Source organism: Sphingopyxis sp., from assembly GCF_050725615.1.
Lineage (GTDB): Bacteria > Pseudomonadota > Alphaproteobacteria > Sphingomonadales > Sphingomonadaceae > Sphingopyxis.
The window spans coordinates 1-18,839 of sequence record NZ_JBOHHU010000057.1; the positions used below are offsets into that span (position 1 = coordinate 1).

At 62.3% G+C, this 18,839-nt stretch carries 20 protein-coding genes and 2 pseudogenes; 12 read left to right on the forward strand and 10 right to left on the reverse strand.

What is annotated here, in order from left to right; all coding sequences use genetic code 11:
- Nucleotides 1-112: pseudogene (locus ACREB7_RS13710) on the reverse strand (ATPase); the annotation flags it as partial.
- On the opposite strand from ACREB7_RS13710, the pseudogene ACREB7_RS13715 reads away from it, so the two are divergent.
- A pseudogene (locus ACREB7_RS13715) lies at nt 111-323 on the forward strand (integrase core domain-containing protein); the annotation flags it as partial. The pseudogenes ACREB7_RS13710 and ACREB7_RS13715 overlap by 2 nt on opposite strands.
- 175 nt (nt 324-498) lie before the next feature.
- On the opposite strand, the gene ACREB7_RS13720 reads toward ACREB7_RS13715, so the two are convergent.
- The 9 genes from ACREB7_RS13720 to ACREB7_RS13760 all read right to left on the reverse strand — a co-directional run bounded on the left by ACREB7_RS13720 (nt 499) and on the right by ACREB7_RS13760 (nt 9,818).
- Nucleotides 499-816, reverse strand: coding sequence for a 2Fe-2S iron-sulfur cluster-binding protein (locus ACREB7_RS13720; protein WP_294048030.1), 318 nt, complete (start codon nt 814-816; stop codon nt 499-501).
- A 19-nt stretch (nt 817-835) separates the two neighbouring features.
- Nucleotides 836-2,059 carry an NAD(P)/FAD-dependent oxidoreductase gene (locus ACREB7_RS13725; RefSeq protein ID WP_431592834.1) on the reverse strand — a complete coding sequence of 408 codons (1,224 nt, stop codon included), beginning with the start codon at nt 2,057-2,059 and terminating at the stop codon, nt 836-838.
- 11 nt (nt 2,060-2,070) lie between these two features.
- Nucleotides 2,071-2,520, reverse strand: coding sequence for a ketosteroid isomerase-related protein (locus ACREB7_RS13730; RefSeq protein WP_431592835.1), 450 nt, complete (start codon nt 2,518-2,520; stop codon nt 2,071-2,073).
- A complete protein-coding gene (gene fghA / locus ACREB7_RS13735; protein WP_374391921.1) occupies nt 2,520-3,359 on the reverse strand; it encodes an S-formylglutathione hydrolase in 840 nt (279 codons plus the stop codon). Before fghA ends, ACREB7_RS13730 begins: the two co-directional genes overlap by 1 nt.
- Nucleotides 3,360-3,367: 8 nt before the next feature.
- Nucleotides 3,368-3,763 (reverse strand): VOC family protein, encoded by a 396-nt coding sequence (locus tag ACREB7_RS13740; protein ID WP_431592836.1) that lies wholly within the window; start codon nt 3,761-3,763, stop codon nt 3,368-3,370.
- A gap of 25 nt (nt 3,764-3,788) precedes the next feature.
- Complete coding sequence (locus ACREB7_RS13745) at nt 3,789-4,901, reverse strand: S-(hydroxymethyl)glutathione dehydrogenase/class III alcohol dehydrogenase (RefSeq protein WP_431592837.1); 1,113 nt, start codon at nt 4,899-4,901, stop codon at nt 3,789-3,791.
- Between the two features lie 222 nt (nt 4,902-5,123).
- A complete protein-coding gene (locus tag ACREB7_RS13750; protein ID WP_431592838.1) occupies nt 5,124-6,212 on the reverse strand; it encodes a Rieske 2Fe-2S domain-containing protein in 1,089 nt (362 codons plus the stop codon).
- A gap of 25 nt (nt 6,213-6,237) precedes the next feature.
- A complete protein-coding gene (locus ACREB7_RS13755; RefSeq protein ID WP_431592839.1) occupies nt 6,238-8,718 on the reverse strand; it encodes a TonB-dependent receptor in 2,481 nt (826 codons plus the stop codon).
- 44 nt (nt 8,719-8,762) lie between these two features.
- Nucleotides 8,763-9,818 (reverse strand): Rieske 2Fe-2S domain-containing protein, encoded by a 1,056-nt coding sequence (locus ACREB7_RS13760; protein WP_431592840.1) that lies wholly within the window; start codon nt 9,816-9,818, stop codon nt 8,763-8,765.
- 155 nt (nt 9,819-9,973) lie between these two features.
- Between ACREB7_RS13760 and ACREB7_RS13765 the strand changes: the two genes are divergently transcribed.
- From ACREB7_RS13765 to ACREB7_RS13815, 11 genes are all read left to right on the forward strand, one after another.
- The gene (locus ACREB7_RS13765; protein ID WP_431592841.1) at nt 9,974-10,678 is read left to right on the forward strand and encodes a TetR/AcrR family transcriptional regulator; all 705 of its coding nucleotides are present in this window, start codon (nt 9,974-9,976) and stop codon (nt 10,676-10,678) included.
- Between the two features lie 164 nt (nt 10,679-10,842).
- Nucleotides 10,843-11,325 (forward strand): nuclear transport factor 2 family protein, encoded by a 483-nt coding sequence (locus ACREB7_RS13770; protein WP_431592842.1) that lies wholly within the window; start codon nt 10,843-10,845, stop codon nt 11,323-11,325.
- Nucleotides 11,326-11,335: 10 nt separating this feature from the next.
- The gene (locus tag ACREB7_RS13775) at nt 11,336-12,322 is read left to right on the forward strand and encodes a hypothetical protein (RefSeq protein WP_431592843.1); all 987 of its coding nucleotides are present in this window, start codon (nt 11,336-11,338) and stop codon (nt 12,320-12,322) included.
- Complete coding sequence (locus ACREB7_RS13780; RefSeq protein ID WP_431592844.1) at nt 12,322-13,068, forward strand: alpha/beta fold hydrolase; 747 nt, start codon at nt 12,322-12,324, stop codon at nt 13,066-13,068. Before ACREB7_RS13775 ends, ACREB7_RS13780 begins: the two co-directional genes overlap by 1 nt.
- Nucleotides 13,065-14,111 (forward strand): Rieske 2Fe-2S domain-containing protein, encoded by a 1,047-nt coding sequence (locus tag ACREB7_RS13785; RefSeq protein WP_431592845.1) that lies wholly within the window; start codon nt 13,065-13,067, stop codon nt 14,109-14,111. The genes ACREB7_RS13780 and ACREB7_RS13785 overlap by 4 nt, the downstream gene beginning before the upstream one ends.
- Nucleotides 14,108-14,503, forward strand: coding sequence for a cupin domain-containing protein (locus ACREB7_RS13790; RefSeq protein ID WP_431592846.1), 396 nt, complete (start codon nt 14,108-14,110; stop codon nt 14,501-14,503). The genes ACREB7_RS13785 and ACREB7_RS13790 overlap by 4 nt, the downstream gene beginning before the upstream one ends.
- On the forward strand, nt 14,491-15,267 hold the full coding sequence (locus ACREB7_RS13795; RefSeq protein WP_431592847.1) for an HpcH/HpaI aldolase family protein: 777 nt from the start codon (nt 14,491-14,493) through the stop codon (nt 15,265-15,267). Before ACREB7_RS13790 ends, ACREB7_RS13795 begins: the two co-directional genes overlap by 13 nt.
- Before the next feature lie 11 nt (nt 15,268-15,278).
- Nucleotides 15,279-16,211, forward strand: coding sequence for a 3-keto-5-aminohexanoate cleavage protein (locus tag ACREB7_RS13800; RefSeq protein ID WP_431592848.1), 933 nt, complete (start codon nt 15,279-15,281; stop codon nt 16,209-16,211).
- Nucleotides 16,198-16,980: an enoyl-CoA hydratase/isomerase family protein gene (locus tag ACREB7_RS13805; protein WP_431592849.1), complete on the forward strand. Its 783-nt coding sequence runs from the start codon at nt 16,198-16,200 to the stop codon at nt 16,978-16,980. The genes ACREB7_RS13800 and ACREB7_RS13805 overlap by 14 nt, the downstream gene beginning before the upstream one ends.
- A gap of 38 nt (nt 16,981-17,018) precedes the next feature.
- The gene (locus ACREB7_RS13810; RefSeq protein WP_374391950.1) at nt 17,019-17,750 is read left to right on the forward strand and encodes an NAD(P)H-dependent oxidoreductase; all 732 of its coding nucleotides are present in this window, start codon (nt 17,019-17,021) and stop codon (nt 17,748-17,750) included.
- Between the two features lie 119 nt (nt 17,751-17,869).
- Nucleotides 17,870-18,766, forward strand: a complete 897-nt coding sequence (locus ACREB7_RS13815) for a LysR family transcriptional regulator (protein WP_431592850.1) — start codon at nt 17,870-17,872, stop codon at nt 18,764-18,766.
- Nucleotides 18,767-18,839: the final 73 nt, after the last annotated feature.

Sequence of the window (18,839 nt, forward strand, 5' to 3'; positions counted from 1 at the left end):
CGAACGGCAGATAACCGAGCTCGTCGAGCACGATCAGGTCGAGCCGCGACAGCTGCGCCGCCAGGGTCCCGCCTTTGCCGATCCGGGTCTCCTCTTCGAGGCGTGTCACCAACGAACTGCTCAATGGTGAAATCTTATACAGCCTGGAGGAGGTCCGGTGCGTCACCGGCTGGTGGTGCGATCATTACAATCGCCTCCGGCCGCACAGCAGCCTCGGATATCGACCACCGGCTCCGGAAACGATCAAGATGCCAGCCTGGCCGCTCGGCTCCGCTGCGCTCCGCCTCCCGCCCAGGCTGGCATCGGAGGCGATCTTCAACTGACTATGCAACCGGACCAGTCATCGCGGGCAGTCCACCATAGCTCAGCCCATGACCACCGCGGTTCGGGCACCGAAGACTTTCTGACGCCTGGCGGCGTCTGAAACTCTCAACGGTTTCGGACTGGCAGCTTTCAGTCGGCGAACTTGGAGTAGCGGACGTTCGAAGCCGGGAGTTTTCAGTCTTCCGGCGCAATCGTTACGCGCAAACCGTCCAGCCCTTCGTGAAACGGCAGCTGGCAGGACAAACGCGATCCCGTCGCACGACAAGCTGAGCTGTCGAGCAGATCATTTTCATCTTCGGAAAGGGGCGACAGAGACGCCGCAAATTTATTTTCGACGTATATGTGGCAGGTAGCGCATGAGCAACATCCACCGCACAAAGCGAGGAGCTCGTCTAAGCCGTTATCCCTTATAACTTCCATCACGCTCAATCCGGGCTCGGCGTCAATCTCGTGAGGAGCCCCCGACCGATCTACGACTATCAGTTTTGGCATATATTCTCCATCGGGCCGCCTATACTGGCAGCAATTCTTTCAGGGGAAGGCTGGTATCGGCAAGCCGTTCAGCCGTCGTGCGCAGTCCCGCCGTGACGATCATCCGGCCTTGGACGTAATCTTTCGTCGCGTTGACGCAGTCGATCGCGATGACCTTCCCGGCCTTCAGATAAACGACCGAGAAGCTGCGGTTCGCGGGATCACCGCGCAGCACTGCCTGATCGTGCCCGGTCGACAGCCCCGCAGTTTGCAGCTTCAGGTCGTACTGGTTCGACCAGAACCACGGGATTGCATGATAGGGCGCTTCGTCGCCGACAATGCCTTTGGCGACGACATTCGCCTGATCATTGGCATTCTGAACCGATTCCAGCCGGATCGTTGCACCTTCGGCAAAGTCGTTCACATGCGCGGCGCAGTCGCCGATCGCATAAATGTCGGGCAGGCTCGTCTTGCAGAGGCGGTCCACGAGCACGCCGTTGCCGCCCTCGGCGCCCGCAGCGATCAGCGGTTCGACCGCGGGGACGATACCGATGCCGACAATCACGAGGTCGGCCGGGATGACCTCGCCATCGGCAAGCCGGACGCCGGTGACACGCGTATCGCCCTCAATCGCATCGACGCAGACGCCGAGGCGCAGGTCGACGCCATGCTCGCGATGCTCCTTCTCGTAGAACCGCGAGAGGTCGACCCCTGCGACACGGGCGAGAACGCGATCGAGCGCTTCGAGCAGCACGACCTTCTTGCCCGCCTTGTTGAGCACCGCGGCCGCCTCGAGACCGATATAGCCGCCGCCGATCACGACGATCTGGCCCGCAGTCTCCGACGCCGCTTTCATCGCATCGGCGTCGGCGCGCGTGCGCACGCCCTGCACGCCGGGCAGGTCGCCGCCGGGGATCGGGAGCATGCGCGGGCTGCCGCCGGTCGCCCAGACGAGCTTGCCATAACCGATCGTCTCGCCGCCGTCGGTCGTGACCGTGTGCGCCACGGGATCGACGGTGACGACGCGGCGACCGAGCAGCATCGTCACCTCGCGCTCGTCCCAATATTTGGCTGGACGCAGCTGGATGCGTTCGAATTCCTTCTCGCCCGCAAAATATTCCTTCGACAGCGGCGGGCGCTCGTAAGGAAGCTCGGGTTCGTCGCCGATGATCGCGATGCTGCCTTCGAACTTTCGCGTGCGCAGCATCACGGCGACCTGCGCGCCGCCATGGCCTGCCCCTACGATGACAACGTCGAAGCGCATGTCTGTCTCCCTCAACTCACCTGGGCAATCCAGTCGGCGAGATTATAATGGTTGCCGACTCGGGCAATCTTGCCGTCCCGGATGTGGAAGAAAGCGCCTGCTCGAATGCGATAATGCTGGTCGACTGCGCGGGGAAAACCCTCGTCAGTGAGAATGTAGACCCCGTTCACCACAAATTCGGCGGCGGCATTGTCGCCATCGTCCGAGACCATGACCACGGGCTCGACGATCGTCTCGACATAGCAGCGATTCATGTGATCCAGAAATTCAACGAACGCTCGCTTCCCAGTTCGCGCGGCTCCCTGCGAGGGTTCATGCACGACGTCATCGCTTAGCAAATCCAACATTTCCTGCGGCTCTCGCCGATTGAATGCAGCAAAATATTGCTCGATCAGCGCGCCATGGGAGCGCACAAGCTTGGTCCCCGGGTTGGAACGACGGCCTTCGGTGTGCACGGCCATCACAAGCGCGCCGCATGCCAGGCGAGATGGTCCGCCATGAACGACGAGATGAAGAAATAGCTGTGGTCGTAGCCCGGTTGAAGCCGCAGCGTCAGGTCGATGCCGGCGTCGTTGCAGGCTTTCGACAACAGCGACGGCCGCAATTGTTCGACCAGAAAGCCATCGGCTTCGCCTTGATCAACCAGTATTTCTGAGACGCGCGCGCCATCTTCGATCAGCGCCACCGTGTCATGCGCGCGCCAGGCCGACCGGTCCTCGCCCAGATAGCCGCGCAATGCCTTCTCGCCCCATGGCACGCGGCTAGGCGCAACGATGGGGGCGAAGGCCGACACCGACCGGAACCGGTCGGGGTGCCGCAGCGCCATGGTGAGCGCGCCATGCCCGCCCATCGAGTGCCCCATGATCGCCTGCCGGTCCATGTCGGCTGGAAACTCCCGGGCAATCAGTCCCGGGAGTTCCTCAGTGATATAAGTCCACATGCGATAGTGAGCCGCATAAGGTGCTGCCGTCGCATCCACATAGAAGCCCGCGCCCAAGCCAAAATCATATGCGCCATCGGCATCGTCCGCCACACCCTCGCCTCGCGGACTCGTATCGGGTGCGACAAAGATCAGGCCAAGCTCTGCACAGGCCTTGCGAAACTCGCCCTTCTCCGTGACGTTGGCATGGGTGCAAGTCAGGCCCGAGAGGTACCAGACCACCGGCATACCCGTGCCGGAGCGTCTCTCCGGTACAAACACCGAAAAGGTCATGTCCGTGCCGGTAACGGCCGAGGCGTGCTTGTACACGCCTTGGACGCCGCCGTGGCTCAGAACGGACGAGACTGGCTCGAGGCTCATCGTTCGCGTCAATCCGTGAAGTGGTAGGCGCAGATCTTGTTGCCTGCTGGGGCGCGAAGATAGGCGGCATAGGCGCCGGGCAGATGATCGCGCGGTCCAGGCGCGCCTTCATCGTTGCCGCCATTAGCCAGTCCAGCCGCATGGAATGCGTGGACTTCATTCACCGTAGCGGCGGCAAAGCCAACGGTTGCGCCATTGCTCGACGGTGCCTCGCCGTTCCCGGGGCGCGCGATGATGAAGGCGGTCTTGTCGCGGCCGTACAGCACCCGGCCGTTGCCGAACGGACCGAGATTCTGGATACCAAGCGCGCCGAGCGCGGCATCGTAGAATTTGGCCGACGCAGCAGTGTCGGCCGCACCGATGAAGACGTGCGAGAATACGTCGTTACCCGAAATAACGGCCATCACATCATTCCTTCAGTCGGTTGAACTAGAATACCACCACGCTGCGGATGCTCTCGCCCGCGTGCATCAGGTCGAAACCCTTGTTGATCTCATCCAGCCCCATGACGTGGGTGATCATCGGGTCGATCTCGATCTTGCCGGTCATATACATGTCGACGATCTTCGGCACGTCGGTGCGGCCCTTCGCGCCGCCGAAGGCGGTGCCGCGCCAGTTGCGCCCGGTGACGAGCTGGAACGGGCGCGTCGCGATTTCCTTGCCCGCCTCGGCGACGCCGATGATGATCGAGGTGCCCCAGCCGCGGTGGCAGGCTTCCAATGCGGTGCGCATCACCTCGGTATTGCCGGTGGCGTCGAAGGTGTAGTCGGCGCCGCCGTCGGTCAGCTGGACGATCGCGGCGACCGTGTCTTCGCGGCTCATGCCCTTCGTATTGAGGAAATCGGTCATCCCGAACTTGCGGCCCCATTCCTCTCGGGTTGCGTTGATGTCGACGCCGATGATCTGCTTCGCGCCCGCGAGGCGCGCGCCCTGGATTACGTTGAGCCCGATGCCGCCGAGCCCGAAGACGACGACATTGTCGCCGACCTGGACCTTGGCGGTGTTGATCACCGCACCGACCCCGGTGGTGACGCCGCAGCCGATGTAACAGCTCGATTGGAACGGCGCGTCTTCGCGGATCTTGGCGACCGCAATCTCGGGCAGCACGGTGAAGTTCGAGAAGGTCGAGCAGCCCATATAATGGAAGATCGGCTGACCCTTGTAACTGAAGCGCGTCGTGCCGTCGGGCATCAGCCCCTTGCCCTGCGTCGCTCGGATCGCGGTGCAGAGGTTGGTCTTGCCCGACAGGCAGCTTTTGCACTGGCGGCATTCGGGGGTGTAGAGCGGGATCACATGGTCGCCGGGGACGACGCTGGTGACGCCCGCGCCGACCTCGCGCACCACGCCCGCGCCTTCATGCCCCAGCACGCTCGGGAAGATGCCCTCGCTGTCGAAACCGTCGAGCGTATAGGCGTCGGTGTGGCAGATGCCCGTCGCCATGATCTCGACCAGCACCTCGCCCGCCTTCGGGCCTTCGAGGTCGAGCTCGACGATTTCGAGCGGCTTCTTCGCTTCGAACGCAACGGCGGCGCGGGTCTTCATTTGTCGTTTCCTAATCGGCTGGGAGAGTTGAGAGGCTTTGGCGCGTCGTTGGCGCCGGGTCTTTCGTTCGCGTCGGGTAGGGCACAGCCGGGCTGGTGCTTCCCGATCGCGGAGAAAACATGATCGAAGAAGGCGTAGAGCTTGCTCCCGATCGCACTCATGGCGCGCGCACCGGGAACCGCATCGTCACCTATGCGCAATGAGTTTCTAAATATGCCATCTTCAGCCGGCTTGTTCGAGCGCTGGCGCCGCCCCGAGTGCCGCATTCTGTTCGCGAACCAGCTTGCGCACGATGCCTTCGTAAAGCGTCACCGCTTTGTCGTGGACGGTCGGCATCGGCCTCCGGCTCGGGTCGAGGTTGATGATCTTCTGCTGCGCCTCGATGATCGCTTGGTCCTCGGCGAAGGCCTGGTAGTTCACCTCGCGCATGATCGCACCTTCTTCGGCGTTACCCACCCGCGTGCTTGGCCCCCAAGTGAAGAAGTAGCGCGACTTCTGCTCAGTCATCGGCATCACGAACTGCTGCGTATAATGTTCGTAGAGCAGCGTCTCGTCTGCCCTGTCCGGCTCGCCGCCGGCATATTTGTCATACGTGCCGACCGGATACATCGCATTGTAGAAATGGAATACGCCGGGCGCGAAGAAATCGAATGTCGTCCAGTGATCGAGGCGCTCATGATCGGCCGCCTTGCCCAGCGGCGGGATGGGCGGAATCTCGCGCAACCAGCGCGTCACACGGACGCCGCGCTCGATTGGCGACGTCGTCGGGACGGTCTCGGCCCATGCCTCGTCAGCGCCGAAGCTTTCGCGATGCACCCAGGTCAAATGGCCGAGATCGATCACATTGGTGATGATCAGGTCCGAACTGGCGTCATAGTCCAGCAGTCCCTCGTGAAGGAACCAGTCGGGATGCCGCATTCCGATGACAGGCGGCACGAGCGCTTCATCGGCCCGTTCCGGATTGCCCGGCCAAACCCACAGCCAGCCGCTGCGCTCCACCACCGGATAGCTGCGAACACAGGCCCGCTTCGGAATAAGGTCCTGACCGGGAATCTCGAGCGCGGCGCCCTCGGCGCTGAACAGCATGCCATGGTACATGCAGCGCAAATGGTCGCCTTCGACCCTGCCCAGCGAGAGCGGCGCCAAACGATGGACGCAGCGATCTTCGAGCGCGACCGGGCTTCCGTCCGTCTTCGCGTAGATCACGATCGGATCGCCAAGCAGAGTCGTGGCGATCATGCCCTTCTCTTCGAGTTCGCTCGTGTAGGCTGCGACATACCAGGCGTCGCGAAGTGTTTCAGATGACGTCATTTTCGCTGCTCCATCCTCTGCCTGATCAGAACCGGACCCGGGCGGTCAGATAATATTCGCGCGGCCGCGACCAGGTGACGCTGGTGGCACCGACGGCATCGACCTGCGTGCCGGTGATGATGTACCGGTCGTCGGTCAGATTCTGGACGCCGGCAACCAGTTCAAGCGCCTTGTCGTCACGCGTCCAGCGGATATTCGCGCCGACCAGATTCTGCTCGCCCGAGAAGAGCAGAGGCGTGTTGACCGCATCGCGGGCCTGAGTGCTCTTGTACGAATAGTCGCCGTGTACGGTGATCATGCCGCCTGCGGCTTCAAACAGGTCGATGTCCGCAGCCGCGCTTGCCGCCCATTTGGGCGTGTTGACGAACGAATTGTTGAGACCGACGCTCACGTCCGGATCGAGCTTGGTATATTTCGCATCGACATAGCCAAGGCTCGCGGAGAGGCGAACGCGTTCGATCGGCACCGCCTGCAGTTCCGCTTCGAAACCACGGATACGCGCCTCGCCCGCATTTTCGATGAAGGGCGAGATGCCGCGGACGACGGTAACCTGGAGGTCGGTATAGTCGGTCGAGAAGGCCGCGAGATTGAGCTGCAGGCGGCGATCGAGGAACTGCGACTTGAGACCGACTTCATAGGTCTTGGCCTCTTCGGGTCCGAAGCGCGGCGCGACGTTGCCGGGCGTCGGGATTGAAAGACGCGTGGTATAGCCGCCCGATTTGAACGCTTCGGCGTAGGAAGCATAGACCATGATGCGGTCGGTGATCCTGTACTCGGCGCCGACGCGCATCGAGAAATTATTGTAGGTGTCGCGCTGCACGCCGAGCGGATAGATCCGCGTCGGATCGTTCGGATCGGGAAGTTGTCCGGGCGTGAAGAGCCCGAGCTTCAGCAGCGACAGGTTGAGGTCGGACTGACCGGCTTCGAAGACCTTCTTGTCCTTGGTATAACGGCCGCCGAGCGTGATGCTCAGCGCATCGGTGATGTTGAAGCTGTTGTGCGTGTAGACCGCATAAGACTTGTTGGTGTTGCGATAGGGGCCGTAAAACTGCCCGAGGCCTTCAGACAGATAGGCATTTTCGAAATTGAAATTCTTCTCGTAGAAATAATAGGCGCCGACGACCGACTTCAGACGATTGTCAAAACCGTCGATGGTCAGCTGCAGCTCCTGCGAAAATTGCTTCTCGGCCAGGCGCGCCAAGGTGGTCCCGATCATGATCGGCGATCCGTCGAGATCGTTGGTGAGGAGCGCGTTGACCTTGCGGTATCCCGTCGTCGATTTGAGCGCGATATCGTCCGACAGCCGGTAATCGATCACGCCGGTCACCGACCAGGTTTCGACGTCCGACAGATTGCCGCCATTGCCATAAGTCGTATCGATGTCGTCGGTGATGAACTGGTCGCCGAAGACGAGACGCGGTGTGGGGTTGGCGAAATTATACCCGGCAAGACCCGGCAAGGGCGCTGCGCCCGGCACGCCGCCGCCACGCGGACCGCAGATCGGACCGAGGAAAGCAAGCGGACCGCCCGGATCGAACAGGAAGCCCGGGGCCGAGATGCAGGTATTATACACAGCTGCATAGGTTGGTGCAGGTGCCAGCGGATTGGTGTCGGTGGCAATAAGCGTAATCGGCGAAGACTGTTCCTTCGACTTGGCATAATCGCCGGCGATCTTGAACGTCAGGTCGGGCGAGGCTTCCCAGAGCAGCTTTCCGCGAAACACGAAGCTATCGGTGCTGCCCCGCCGGTTATCTTTGTTCCGCGGGATGATCCCGAAATTATACTCGTCGCTGACCCCCGTATCGCCGGGGAAGGGGATGATCTTCTGGTAGCCCTTCTGGCTGCGGGTGGAAAAGGAGAATTGCGAGCGCAGCGTGTCGGCAATCGGAACGTCGACGGTCCCGCGCAGTTCGAACCGATCGCGGCTGCCGTAAGTGGTCTCGCCGCGGAACGCGAACTCCTCGGCCGGATCGCGCGTAACAACGCTGATAGCACCGCCAATCGTGTTGCGTCCGAAAAGCGTGCCTTGCGGGCCTTTCAGAATTTCGATCCGTTCAATGTCCAGCAGGTCGACATTGGCGCCGATCGAGCGGGCCAGAATGACGCCATCGAGATAGACACCGACGCCCGGCTCGAGGCTCGAAGAAAGATCATTCTGCCCGATACCACGGATGAAGCCGGTCAGAATCTGCGACGACGAAACGATCGGCGCGCTCGATTCCAGCTGCACGTTGGGCGCGAAGTTCGAGATTTCGGCGACCGACCTGACACCGCGCCCTTCGAGCGCATCCGACGTCACCGCCGTGATGGAAATCGGAACGTCCTGGAGGTTTTCAGAGCGCTTCTGGGCGGTCACGACGATATCGGCGACGCCGACACTATCCTGCGCACCCTCGCCTTCGGACTCCTGCGCGACAGCCTGGCCGGCAAACGACAGGCACAGCGCCAATGCCGCTCCCGACAACTCGATATTGCGCCGTCTGGATGCTTTGAAATTGGTACGCATATATGACCTCCCGATCGATTATTTTATGTTTGAATGTCCGCCGATCACTCGGCGGCGTGCTGAATATCGCCCTCGCCCGCGGCCTCGCCCGCGATGAGAGCGTCCATGATGCGACGCGCCTGGACCGCTGCCGAATCCTGCGGCAGCAGCAGCGGGCGCATGTCCCAGAAGTCGCGGCCGGCCATTCGGTCCTTGACGGCCCGGACCATCGGTTCGTCCTCGGTTGAAAAGGCTTGCACGACGGCGGCTTCGATAGCCTCGGTCATGCCCGGAACATCTTCGTTGTAGTTCCGGAACATCTTCCAGAAATAGTAGCAGCTCCCCTCGGTCGAGGGCACGACGATCTGCACACTCGACAGAATCCGGCCGTCCTCTTTCCGGCCCCCTGTGGGGACAATGCCGGCGTCCATCGAAAAGACGCCCGGCGGATCCCAGCGCATGTTCGCCCAGTAGTCGACGATGTCGTCGGGACCTGCGGCCTCGGTCGCCTGGAAGACGAAAGCCGGCGGGGCTCCCGGCATCAACCGGTTGGACTGGATGCGATTTCCGGTCTTCTTAACCGACGTAATATCTTTGGTGCCCTGGGCCGCGCCAAGCGTCGCAGGATGAAGATAGGCAGCGTGGCTGAGATCGAGCAGATTGTCGACCATGAGGTCGATGGGCAGGTCCATCCTCATCATATGCGCGCCGGTGAACGCGTAGCTTGAATTGTGGAGTTCCGGAAAGCGCGGGATCGTCGAGATGTCCGCGGGTTCCCCCGCCCCCATCCAGACCCATACAAGCCCGTCGAGTTCGACGACGGGATAGCGGCGGAGGCGTGCTGCCTTCGGCGTCGCACCATTGCCATGAGGGTTATGGACACAAGCGCCGCCGGCATCGAAACGGAGCCCGTGATAGCCACATTGCACGACGTCATCGACGAGCGAGCCGAGATGCATGGGCGCAAAGCGATGCGGGCAGGTGTCGCTGAGCGCCGCCACGTCGCCGGAGAGCTGGCGATACAGGACAAGATGGTCCCCCGCGATCGTCCGCGGCGTCAGGCTGCGTCCGATCTGTTCGGCCCAAGCGACCGTGTACCAAAGTTCGCGTGCAAAGGTCATAGCCGACCCACTCCTCTCCATGCCGACACCTTCTTCGGCGTGTACCCGACTTCGCGTCGGATTGATGTTTTGTCTATTCCGACTTATGGCGACAGCAGAAACAGCTGTCAAGAGGTCGTATTGACGGTCCGTGGAATCCGACTAGAATTGGGCGGATGCAGGATATGGAACAAAGAAGGGTTCGGCAGGAAAGCCAGCCGAAACCGCGCGCGCCGCTGAATATCAACCTCGAACGACGCGCCCAGATTGGTCAGGAGAAACGGGCCCGGACCCGCACTGCGTTGCTCGATTCCGCCTTTACCCTGCTCGGCCGCGAGAATGGACGCAACACGCGAATCGAAGAGATTTGCGGCGAGTCGGGCATTTCTCGAGCCACATTCTACAATTATTTCAACAATATGGATGAGGTGTTCAGCGCCCTGTCCGACGAACTGAACCATGATTTCAACCGCGCCGTCACGCGAATCATCTCGGCGCTTCCGACCGCTGCGGAGCGCGCTGGCGCCGCTGTCCGCTATTATCTCGAGCGTGCCCTGCATGACCCTAAATGGGGTTGGGCCATGGTGAACATCAGCGCGGGTGGACCAATCTTCGGTCAGGACACCTATGAGCATGCGCAAGCCACCGCTGACGAAGGCATTGCGACGGGCGAGTTCGAGATTCCCGGCCCCCATACCGGCCGCGATATTCAGCTAGGCACGACGCACGCCGCGATGATCACCCAGTTGCGCAACCAACCGTCGCCGACATTCGCCGCATCGATCGCGCGACATGTGCTGCTTGCCCTGGGCGTGCCCAAGGCGCGTGCAGATGAGGTCGTCGCGCAAGACCTGCCCGATCCGCTTCCCGGCGATTTCTGACCGCGACTCCGGCGTCCGCCTGTCTAAAGCGTCAGCGCAATTGCGCCGGCGACGTTCGCCTGCGCCCGCATTTCCGGGCTTTCGCATCTATCGCTTGACGGACAGCCACGCGATGAATTAGTCGTATTAGACATAACATCAATACGACTCATCGGAGAGGCTTCATGGCGACTGCGCCGCAATCGACCGGAATTGACCGCGCCGTAAGCGCGGATGATCGATGGAAACTGCACGATCTCGTCAGCGAGCACTGGGCCCGCGTCGACCGGATTTCCTCAGGCTGCGCCTCCGAATTCTACGAGGCTGACGCGACGATGCGCATCGGGGCCCTCGTCCGCGACGGTCAGGCTTCGATCTCGGAATATTTCGCCGATCGGCGGGATCAGGAGGATGAATCGGGACGCCGTACCCGTCACGCCATCTCCGGCCTCGTCGTGAGCGCCACCGGCGCGGATGCGTGCGCGCTGCGCTTCCTCGCGGTCGTTCATGCGGGGACCGGCGACCTGCCCTTTTCCTCGGGACCGCCGGCAACGATCGCCGACTTCACCGCCAGCTGTCGCCGCCAGTGCGACGGTCGCTGGCTGATCACCGACATTCGCGCCGCCGTGATTTTCGTCGGTCCCGGCGCAGCCAGTCACGCAAAATAGGAGAAAGAATATGGCGAGTACCGCCGCTCAGAATGCCAAGGCCTATGTCGCTTGCGTTCCGCACGTTCCCATCATCTCGATGCAGGAGCGCGAACAGAATCCGGGGCTGTGGCAGGCCTATGATGCTAGCGTCGCCGAGTTCGAAGCCTTCGATCCCGACGTGGTTATCGTGTTCGGCGGCGATCATTATTCGCATATCCATCTCAAGCTCGCCCCGACCTTCATGGTGGGGCACCTCGCCGAGGCGGGCGACGATTGCGGTGGCACCCCCGGCAAGCTCAACGTCCCCATGGACCTGTCGACAGGCCTCGCGGAGGCACTCATCGACGACGGCTTCGACATCGCGACCTCCTATGCGATGAAGGTCGATCACGGCTTTTCCAACGTTCTCGGCTTCTTCCTGCGCGGGGACATCGGCGCGAGGCCGGTTATTCCCGTCCACATCAACAGCCTCTCGAAACCGCGCCCGACGTTGAAGCGCTGCCGCCAGCTTGGCGAAGCGGTCGGACGTTGGGCGCGCAGCACCGGAAAGCGGGTCGCGTTTCTCGGATCGGGCGGGCTTTCGCACGAGACCGCCTTCATCTTCCCGCAATATGAGACCGCGCCGAACGAGGAAGTGCGCACCTTCATCGTCCATGGCGGCGGCGCTGGACCGATTTCGGATCAGCAATGGCACGGCGACATCGAGTCCGAGATGAACAAGCTTTCGGCCGACCTGGTCAGCGGCGAGTTCAAGGCACCCTGGATCAACAAGAAGTGGGACGAGAGCTTCCTGAAAACGCTCGAAGCCGGCGATCTTTCGGCCTTCGACAGCTGGACCGACAAAGATATTCTTGAAGCGGCGGGCTACGGGGGCGGAGAGGTTCGGATGTGGTTGGCCGCTGTCGCCGCCGGCCAGCAGGCGGGCGCACAGCCGCTCCGCGTCGACTACTATTCGGAAGACACTACCATCGCCGTCGGCGTCGGGGTCGCACATTCGCAGCTGGTAGCGGCCTGATGACGACCCCTCCCATCCTGCTCCTCCACGGTTGGGGCGGCTCCTTCGCCTCCTCGTTCGAGGCGCATGGATGGACCGCCGCCCCAGCGGCCGCCAACAGGACATTCATCCGGATGGATCTGCCCGGGCATGCCGATCCGGATGCGCCGCTGGATCCCGCTGCCTATGCCGACCTCGCGGCTTCGGTTGCCGCGAGGCTACCTCCCGAACCTGTCGACATCGTCGGCTATTCGCTCGGGGCGAAAATCGCGCTGGCACTGGCGATTGCAAGCCCGGACAAAGTGCGGCGGCTCGCCCTGTTCGGGATCGGCGACAATCTGTTTGCGCCTGAGCCGGCGGCAGATGTCATCGTAGACGCGTTGGAGCAGGGCGTGACCGCCGATACGCCGGCCCTCGCGAAGGGCTTGGTGGAAGATTCCCAAGCGAGCGGCTCAAACCCGCTGGCGCTTGCCGCCGTGCTTCGTCGTCGCCCCAATCCGGTGGTCGACGCGACTGCGCTTGCAGACCTCGCCTCGCGCACGATGCTGATCAACTCCTCCGACGACAGGGTGGCCCAGCCGGACGAACGCCTCCGCAACGCGATGCCGGGCTTGACCTACGTCCAGCTGAACGGCCCGGGCCACGTCGCTCTGCCTGGCGATGCCGACGTGCGGCGGCTCAGTACAGAATTTCTCAAGGTCGAAGCGCAGCATAGCGGCGACGTCCCCGATCGCAAAAGAGACGATCAATCAGGAGGATGTCCGTGACCTTTATTCGTGATTGCTGGTACGGCGCAGGATGGGGCGAGGATATTTCGCGCGACTTTCTTTCGCGCATGATCCTCGGCGAGCAGATTCTTTTCTACCGAAAGGAAGATGGGACGCCCTGCGCGATGGCGGATCTGTGTCCGCACCGCTTCATTCCGCTCAGCATGGGCAAGCTCGTCGGCGATACGGTAGAATGCCTGTACCACGGTCTCGCATTCGACTGCTCTGGCGCTTGCGTGAGCAACCCGCATGGCAAGGGACTTATACCCAGGACCGCGAAGGTGAAGACCTATCCGGTGGCGGAAAAATGGGGCCTCGTATGGATCTGGATGGGCGATCATGAGCTCGCCGATCCCGAGACTATCCCCGATTATCACTGGCTGACCGACCAGAAGTATCGGCAGGTCCATGGCACGATCAAGCTCGAAGCCAATTATCTGCTGGTGATGGACAATCTCACCGACCTCAGCCACGCAGGCTTTGTCCATGAGAAGACGCTCGAACCGCGGGAGATCGCGACAGCGAGCTATGAGGTAGCCGAGAAGGGCGACCAAGTCTGGACGCGCCAATTCGTCCCGTCGATGCCCGTCCCGCCGCTCTTCACGATGGTCAAGGGCTTCACCGGCCAAATGGACCATTGGCTAGAGATGCGCTGCGACCCGCCCGGCTGCATGATCACCTTTTACGGCGTCACCGAGCCAGGCAAGACGCGCGAAGAAGGCTGGGGCACCTATAATCCCAATATCATCACCCCGGAAACCGAGTCGACCACCCATTATTTCTGGGCCATCGCGCGCGATTTCGACCTCGACGACGATGCGATGAGCGAGGCGTTCGCCGAGGGCGCGAGTTATGCTTTCGAACATGAGGACCGGCCGGTCATCGAAGCGCAGCAACTCGTTCTGAACGGCCGCGAGCTGATGGATATGAAGCCGGTGCTGCTCCAGAACGACCAGGGGTCGGGCCGCGCGCGGCGCATCATAGAACGGCGGCTGCGCGAAGCCGCAGCCGGTCCAGCAAAAGCCATGGAGGTAGTAGAATGACCGACGAGTCCGAAATGCCGGTGCGAGCGCCGACGCTCTACAACTGGCAAGATATTCCGCGGGAATATGTTCGCCCTGGTATCGAGCGCGCCGGTCTGGGCGGCGAAGGCGTCGTTTGCCAGTTCGGCTGGGTCGAACCCGGCGCCGCCCTTCGGCCCCACAAGCATGATCATGAGCAGATCGTCATGATCCTCGAAGGGGACTGCATTTATCATGTGGGTGGCGTGCCGCACCAATGCACGCGCGGCAGCTTTGTGCGCGTTCCGGCCCACACTGAACATTATATCGAGGTTACCGGCACAGAAACGGTCCTTAACCTCGATATCTTTGCGCCGGTCCCGCCCGAATATGCGCATCTGCTCGATCATCAGCGTCCGGAATGGCGAGGGTGAGCAGGCGCGCGTCATTCTCCGAGCGACTGCGTGACAGGACGTCGCTGACTGGCATCTTCCAGAAATTCCCGCACCATCAGGCGACGGAGATACTCGCGATGTCCGATCTCGACTTCGCAGTTCTGGATACCGAGCATGCGCCGTTCGACCCGAGCCAGGTCGACGCATGCATGCTGGCCGGCATGGCGTGCGATTTTCCGCTCCTCGTCCGCATCGCCAGAACGGACGCCGACGCGGTGCTGAGCGCGCTCGATATGGGCGCGACGGGTGTCTTCGTGCCGCATGTCGACACTCCGGCCAAAGCGGCGAACGCGGCGCGCTTCGCTCGCTATACCGGCGGTACCCGGGGGTTCTCCCCATCGACGCGTGCCGGTGGATATGGCAGTCGTGGCCTCAAACCCTATATGGATGCTGCCGATCGCAACGTGCTCGTGATCGCGCAGATCGAGGACGCGTCCGCGCTTGGATGGCTGCCGGCGATTGCGGCGACCCCTGGTATCGACGCACTGTTCATCGGACGCGCAGACCTCGCGGCGTCCTTCGGTTGCGACTGGAACGACCCGAAGCTCGACGAGGCGACAGCTCGCATCGCCCAAAGCGCGGCTGACGCCGGCATCGCTTGCGGCGCCTATCTCGCAGACCCTGCCCAGGCGGCGCGCTATCGCAGCATGGGCATTTCATTTCTCCTCGCCGGGTCGGATCAGGGCGCGCTTCGTCAGGACGCGAACCGGCTCGCCGCCGCGATGGCTCCCGACGAAGAATAAGGAACAAGATCATGAAGCGGGCCGAAAAGGTCATCATCACCTGCGCCGTCACGGGAAGCATCCATACGCCTTCGATGTCGCCGCATCTTCCCGTGACGCCCGCCCAGATCGCGGCCGAAGCGGTCGCGGCGGCAGAGGCCGGTGCAGCGATGGTCCACCTCCATGCGCGCCACCCCGAGGACGGGCGCCCCGATCAGACCCCCGAGCGATTTCTGGAGTTCTTGCCCGCCATCAAGGCGCAGTCCGACGCGATCCTCAATATCACGACCGGGGGCGGTCTCGGCATGACCCTCGAACAGCGGTTGGCGCCGGCGCTCGCGTGCAAGCCCGAAGTTGCGTCCATGAACATGGGCTCGTTCAACTTCAACATCTCCGGTGCCGCGGGCAAGCGCACCGAGTTTCTGCACGATTGGGAACAGCCCTATCTCGAAGGGACGAAGGATCTGATCCTCTCGAACACGTTCAAACAAATCGACTATGGCATGCGGGCGATGGGTGCCAACGGCACACGCTTCGAGTTCGAATGTTACGACGTCGGCCATCTTTACAATCTGGCGCATTTTGCCGAGCAGAAGCTCGTTGAGCCGCCCTTCTTCGTCCAATGCGTCTTTGGGATCCTGGGCGGCATCGGCCCGGATCCGGAGAATCTCCTCCACATGCGCGCGACGGCGGACCGGCTGTTCGGGGACGACTATTATCTTTCCGTTCTCGCCGCCGGACGCCACCAGATGCCGTTCGTGACGATGAGCGCCATATTGGGCGGCAACGTGCGCGTCGGCCTCGAAGACAGCCTCTATGCCGGCAAGGGAAAGCTGGCGACGAGCAACGCGGAGCAGGTCGCGAAGATTCGGCGAATCCTTGAGGAATTGAGCCTTGAAATCGCAACGCCTGCCGAAGCACGCGCGATGCTCGCAACCAAAGGGGGCGACAATGTCGGCTTCTGACAGTCCGCTCGCGCTGAGCGTCGAGGATGGTGTGGCGACGCTCCGGCTGTCGCGGCCCGATGCGGGGAACGCAATCAGCCTCGAAATGGCAGAAGCCTTGGCGGAGATCAGCGTGGAGGTTGCCGCGCGCGACGATATTCGCTGCGTATTGTTGACGGGAAGCGGGCGTTTTTTCTGCGTCGGCGGGGATATCGGCGCATTTCGTGCTGCTGGAGATGCAGTGCCGCAATTGCTCGAGAAGATTACCGCATCCCTGCACGAGGCTATCGCCCATCTTGCTCGCATGCCCAAGCCCCTGGTCGTGGCGGTCAACGGCGCAGCCGCCGGCGCAGGCCTTAGCCTTGCGGCGCTTGGTGACATCGTTATTTCGGCGCGCTCGGCGAGCTTCACCATGGCCTATACGGGCATCGGACTGACACCGGATGGCGGCGCAACCGCCATCCTCCCACGGCTGATCGGATTGCGGCGGACGCAGGAACTGGCGTACACCAACCGGCGGCTCGGCGCCGATGAGGCGGCGGCGATCGGCCTCGTCACCGAAGTCGTCGACGATAGCGAACTCGAAGAAAAGGCCGCCGCGATGGCTCAACGGCTTCGCAACGGCCCGGTATCGGCGTTCGCGAATATCCGCTCGCTCCTCATGTCGGGCCTGCCGCTTGAAGAGCAGATGGACCTCGAAGGGCGCACGATCTGCAACGCGGCGGGTTCGCCAGAAGGACGCGAGGGCATTTCCGCCTTCCTCGATAAGCGCCGCCCCGTCTTCAGCTAATATGCCCTCGTTCCGTTTTCGCTCCTGAAAGGCCACTCATGCACATCCTCTTTGTCGTAGCGCACCCAGAGCCAAACAGCTTCACAGGCGCCCTTCTCGAGAAGGCAAAGGCAGTCGCCGCGGAAGCGGGCGCCAGCTTCGAAGTGTCGGACCTCTATGCCGAAAAGTTCGATCCGGTCCTGGGTCGCGGCGACTTTTCGACGGTCTGGAATCCGGACTATTTCAGCGTCCAGGACGAACAGGCAGCCGCTGAGCGATCGGATGCATTCTCCGATGATATCAGCCGCGAGCAGGCGCGCGTCGCAAAGGCGAACCTGATCGTCTTTCTCTTCCCACTCTGGTGGGGTGGTCCGCCCGCGGTCGTCAAAGGCTGGTTCGATCGCGTCATGTCCTACGGCTTCGCCTATATGGACGGCGCGCGCTACGAACGGGGGCTGTTCCGGGGGCGGCATGCCATGCTCTGCATTCCGACCGGCGGCACGGCCGACCGCTTCACTGACGCCGGCACATACGGCTCGATCGAACGGGTCCTGTGGCCTTTGAAGCATTGTGCGCTGGCCTATACCGGTTTGACGCAGCTCGACGACTTCATTGCCTATGCGACCCCGCGAGTCGATGCAGCCCAGCGCGCCGCTTATCTGGAGGCCTGGGGAGCTCATCTTCGCGCTGGCGTTGACCGCGCGCGCCGCGAGGCTGCTCCGCAACCGCTGGTCCGTGGCCATGTCGGCGTCGCGCCGCTCGCCTTCGAACCGCATGTCGCCAGTGCCTGACGGAAGGCAGCCCGTCCGTGAGCGGCCCACGGCGGCGCGCCGTCCGTCTCACCAATAGAATGCGGAAACAGCCGAAACCCGACGACGTACTCTTGGCGAGCGGCTAATCTCCGGCATTCATGCAGACACGACTCGTCGAATATTTCCTTGCGCTGCACCGCGAACGCCATTTTGCGAGGGCGGCCGCTTCTTGCCACGTGTCGCAGCCGACCTTGTCGGCAGGCATCGCGATGCTCGAGACCCAGCTTGGCAAGCGGCTCGTTCACCGCGACCGCAAATATGTCGGACTGACGCCCGAAGGCGAAGCGATCCTGCCGTGGGCACAGCAGCTCGTCGCCGCCGCAGAGGCGATGGGCCAGGTTGCGGGTACGGCGCGCGGTCCGCTCAAGGGTGAATTGCGGCTCGGAGCGATTCCTGCTTCGATGCCGGCTACAGGCTATCTCGTAGAAGCCGTGCGCGCCCGCTTTCCGGAGCTCAATGTACAGCTGCGAGCACTGACCTCGCGGCAAATCGAGCGTGAGCTTTCCGGTTTCGAACTCGACGCCGGGGTTACCTACCTGGACTTCGAACCCCCGGCCCACACCCTCGCCGTGCCGCTCTACGGCGAGCGAAGCATGCTTGTGAGTTCACGTGGCGGGATTGCGCTCCCGGAGCGGCCCGACTGGAGCGACCTTGGCCGTCTCCCCCTTTGCCTCCTACCGCAAGGCATGCAGAATCGGCGCATTCTCGATGCGAGGCTGGCCATGCTCGGGTTGGCGCTGCGGCCGATCGTGACCGCGGATTCCTACCTCGCGCTTCTGGCAATCGTCCGGCAAGGGCAGCTCTGCTCGATTATGCCGACAAGTCACGCGATGCTTCTCGATGGTCTCGACTGGGCGATAGCCACCCCATTGCCCGACACGGGGGACCTCAATCGCGTAGGGGTCATCGTCTCTGATCACACTCCGATGAGCCCGTTGGCTCAAAGCGTTCTTGCAGTAGCACGCGATCTTCAACTCCCCCGCGACATGCTCTAATCTTGATAGATAAAGGCTATCAAACATGCGATTGTTCGATTTGACGGCTCAATCCGCCTGAGGCACGCAATTC